Source organism: Gemmatimonadota bacterium, from assembly GCA_009835325.1.
In the GTDB taxonomy this organism is placed as follows: domain Bacteria; phylum JAAXHH01; class JAAXHH01; order JAAXHH01; family JAAXHH01; genus JAAXHH01.
The window spans coordinates 1-3,854 of the sequence record VXWP01000116.1 but is presented as its reverse complement, the minus strand read 5'-3'; the positions used below and the strand labels follow the sequence as shown (position 1 = coordinate 3,854).

General features: G+C 62.7%; 4 protein-coding genes. 1 reads left to right on the top strand and 3 read right to left on the bottom strand.

The window, feature by feature from the left end; all coding sequences use genetic code 11:
• Window positions 1-3 precede the first annotated feature (3 nt).
• Together F4Z81_15310 and F4Z81_15305 are read right to left on the bottom strand one after the other, a co-directional pair.
• On the bottom strand, window positions 4-915 hold the full coding sequence (locus F4Z81_15310; GenBank protein MXW06416.1) for a phytanoyl-CoA dioxygenase family protein: 912 nt from the start codon (window positions 913-915) through the stop codon (window positions 4-6).
• The gene (locus F4Z81_15305; GenBank protein MXW06415.1) at window positions 792-1,391 is read right to left on the bottom strand and encodes a lipase; all 600 of its coding nucleotides are present in this window, start codon (window positions 1,389-1,391) and stop codon (window positions 792-794) included. Before F4Z81_15305 ends, F4Z81_15310 begins: the two co-directional genes overlap by 124 nt.
• Before the next feature lie 261 nt (window positions 1,392-1,652).
• On the opposite strand from F4Z81_15305, the gene F4Z81_15300 reads away from it, so the two are divergent.
• Window positions 1,653-2,660, top strand: a complete 1,008-nt coding sequence (locus F4Z81_15300) for an NAD(P)-dependent alcohol dehydrogenase (protein MXW06414.1) — start codon at window positions 1,653-1,655, stop codon at window positions 2,658-2,660.
• Between the two features lie 16 nt (window positions 2,661-2,676).
• Here F4Z81_15300 and selD read toward each other — a convergent pair whose 3' ends face one another.
• A complete protein-coding gene (gene selD / locus F4Z81_15295) occupies window positions 2,677-3,852 on the bottom strand; it encodes a selenide, water dikinase SelD (GenBank protein ID MXW06413.1) in 1,176 nt (391 codons plus the stop codon).
• Between the last annotated feature and the right edge of the window lie 2 nt (window positions 3,853-3,854).

Genomic DNA, 3,854 nt, shown 5'->3' with positions numbered 1-3,854 from the left:
AGTCTATACGCATCCATCATAAGCCCGACCGGACACCAGGTCATACTCCGGCATGGCGCCGTTTCCGATGTACTTCGAACGGGCGTCCATGTAGGCGACGGTCAGGCCGATGCGCCGGTCATCGCTGGTATTGGCGTCGGTGCGGTGAAGCGCGAGGCTGTGGTGGAAAGAGCAACTGCCAGCCTTCAAGGGTACGGCGACCTCCCGTTCATAGCCGACACGGGCGTCCTCGACCCGAAAATCCTCGAGGTGCTTGTGCTCGATCACGCCGGCCTTGTGGGAACCGGAAATGAACCGCATGCACCCGTTGTTCTCGGTGGCGTCGTTCAGTGCGATCCAGCAGATCACGAGATTGGGCGGATCGATGCTCGTCCAGTAGGCCGAATCCTGGTGAGGAGGTTTCGCCGAACCCACCCGGGGTGGCTTGCAGAGCGTCTGGTCCACGTAGATCTTGAGATCCGGCCCGATCAGGCTTCGTACCACGCCGAGGATCTTCGGATGCCGGGCAAGTTCCATGAATACCGGATCGTGTTTCGTCAGGTTCCAGATCTTGCGCACGTTATTGAAACGGACCGGATCGGCCTGCGCCTCGCCTCGTTCCACGCGTGGTTCGATCTGAACGTTTTCGTCCGGGAAATCGACCCGTTCGTTGCCGATATCTTCAAGCCGTTGGTGCAGCGCTTTGACCTCCAGCGGCGTCAGCAGGTCCTCGTATGGGAGAAATCCCTGTTCATTGAACTGGTCGATCTGTGCCTGGGTCAACGACACAACTTGCCTCCTTAAGATGCATTTTAAGGTGCACTGGAAGTTGCACTGAACCACCACGCCGGCCAGGCGAGCACCAGTTCCGCCAGCGCGGAGTAACCGCCATTGGCCGGATGAACGCGGTCGCCGAGGGCCGCTTCGCTCTGCCAGACACCGCCGGCATGCAGTTCGTGGATCACTTCGAGATAGGGCACATCGACCCTGCCGGCGATTTCGCCGACGAGCGAGGAAATCTCCACCCTTCGGCCGTGTTCGTCTGCGTCGATCCCGGGTGGCGGCCCGATCATCAACGTGGGAAACAGGGACCGTGCGCTTTTCAGAATCTCCTCGGTGTTGCGAATGGTATCGGCGCGGTCCACGCGCGTCTTCCCGTCTATGATCCAGCAGTCGTTCGCACCGAATCCGAATACCACCCGGCCGTCGTGAGGTATCAGACGCCGGGCCTCCACTTCCCGTTCCCAGCGACGGAGCACATCGGCGCTCGTATCGCCGCGGATGCCCAGGTTGTAGCAGGTGATGGCGTTCTCTTCGGACCGCGACTCGGCACACGCCCGTCCCGGCCAGCCGAGATAGGCCGGGTCGCCGGTACCGTTCACGTAGGAATCACCGATAAAGTAGATGCGGATGTCGTTCAATGCCGTTCGGTCCTCTCTGCCTGTCCCCCATCGGCCGGTTGGTTTTGCACGCCGATCAGGGGCGTGAACTTCGCCATAAGCATACGAATTCACGCGGTATTTATCAATTGCCAATTTCGCGGTCGCGTGGAAAATTGATTATGGTACGATGGGTTAAGAAGACCGTCACTTATCGCGATAGGTCAACAACCGTGATAGGTCAACAACTGCGATTGTAGGGTAAAGTGAAGGAATAGATGAAGGATCGCCCCCATGCGCGCATACGTGATTGACCACAACCAGCTTCGCCTGGCCGATCTGGCGGAACCGGGGGAACCCGGTCCCGGAGAGGTACTGGTCAGGGTCCGGTCCGTATCGCTCAATTACCGGGACCTCATGGTCGCCCGGGGCCGGTACGGAAAACCCTTCGAGGGCAGGTTCGTCGCCGGGTCCGATATGGCGGGCGACGTGTTGAAAACGGGGTCTGGCGTCTCAGCGATACGATCTGGCGACTGGGTCGTGAACGCGCCGTTCCTTCGCTGGCCCGCCGGTAGACTTACGCCCGAAGGGATGAAGACCCTGGTGGGCGCGGGCGGCGTGGACGGCGTACTGTGCGAGCAAGTGGTGTATCCCGCGGACGCCCTGGTTTCCATGCCGTCCCACTTCTCCTACCACGAAGGCGCGACGTTGCCCATCGCCGGACTGACCGCCTGGGCTTCGGTCGTATCTCAGGGTCGATTGCAGGCCGGAGAGTGGGTCCTGCTGCACGGCACGGGCGGGGTCTCCGTGTTCGCCGCACAACTCTCGGAACTTACTGGGGCGCAAGCGTTATTGACCACATCTTCCGAAGAGAAAGCCCGACGAATGAAGGATGAATTCGGCGTCCTGGAGACGTTCGATTACCAGGACGAAGACTGGCCGGAACAGGTACGTTCCTTTACCGCCGGCGCCGGGGTCGACCTGGTCGTGGACGTGGCGGGCGGCCAGACTTTCGCGAAATCCCTGAAAGCCTGCGCGCTGCACGCCCGGATATCCCTCGTCGGCATCCTGGACGGATTCGAAACCCGCCTCAACCCCTTCGATATCATTGGAAGGCAAATCCAGGTACGAGGGATCTACACCTCCTCTACCGAAGACCTGCGCGATCTGGCCAGGGCTTGCGAAGCGTCGGGACTCAGGCCCTGCATCGACCGCGTGTTTTCCTTCGATGAAGTGCCCGCGGCCTACGACTACCTCGAATCACAACGGCATATAGGCAAGATCGTGTGTACGTTGCCGTGACGGGGCCGCTTCGGGCTCAGCGGATCTTCAGGTGCCGTTTCCGGTCGGTCACCCGTCCGATACAGGCTGCCTGCACGTAACCGGCGTCCCGTAGTCTCATAACTACCTCGTCGATACGGGAGGGAGGCACGCCGGCCAGCAGTCCGCCCGAGGTCTGTGGGTCGAAGAGGAGGGCGTCCCGCCTGGACACAGCGTCCGCAGGTCCCTTCACGTCCAATACACCAGGTTCCGCCGTGTCCGCCGTGCCAGGTCCCGACTCCACCTGCCATCTCTTCTGCAAATGTTCCCTGTTAGACGGCGCCAGGGTACTTTCCACCCCGGCGGCCACACAATCCGCCGCGCCGGCATAGAGCGGTATACCGGCGATCTTGATCTCCGCGCCCGTGCCGCTGGCCTCGAGCATTTCGGCCAGGTGTCCCGCCAGGCCGAAGCCGGTCACATCGGTGACGGAAGGAATGCCGGCATTGGCGAGGACCCGTGCCGCCTCCCCGTTGGACCGCAGCATGCCCTCGAAGACTTCGTCGACCCAGCTTCCCCTGGCCTTGAGGTGCATGTCGGCCGCCAGGATGACGCCCGTGCCGACGGGCTTGGACAGCACGAGCCCGTCCCCGGGCTGCAGCCCGCCCTTCCTGAATACGGCATCGCTGCCGGTCAGGCCGTTCATGGTTACGCTGACCGCCGTCTCCGTTCCTTCGCTCGTATGCCCGCCGAGGAGGGTGACCCCGAGGCGCCGGGCTTCTTCCGCGATGCCGCCCATGAGCTGTCTCAAGTCGTTCGCCACGAGGGGTTTTTCCGCGTAAGGCAGCGTGACCGCAACCAGTGCGGAGTGGGGTTCGGCTCCCATGGCGTACAGATCGGACGCGGCATGGACCAGGGCGATGCGGCCGAAGAGGTGCAGGTCTCCGGTAAAGGCCCGGAAACCGTCCACCGTCTGCACCAGCGACCGGCCGGGAGGTATCTCCAATAGTGCCGCGTCATCGGCGTCGTGCAGGCCGATCCGCACGTCTTCCCGGTCGAATACCTCCAGTTCGTCGAGCACACCGGTGAGCACGGTCGAACCGACCTTGGCGCCGCACCCGGCGCACCGCATGGCCGACACTGCCGGGCTATCGCCGACTTCTTCACCGGTGGGGCGCGCATTGTGGGCGGGCGGGGCTTCGCGGGCGGACGGGACACTGCCGGCCGGCTCCATGG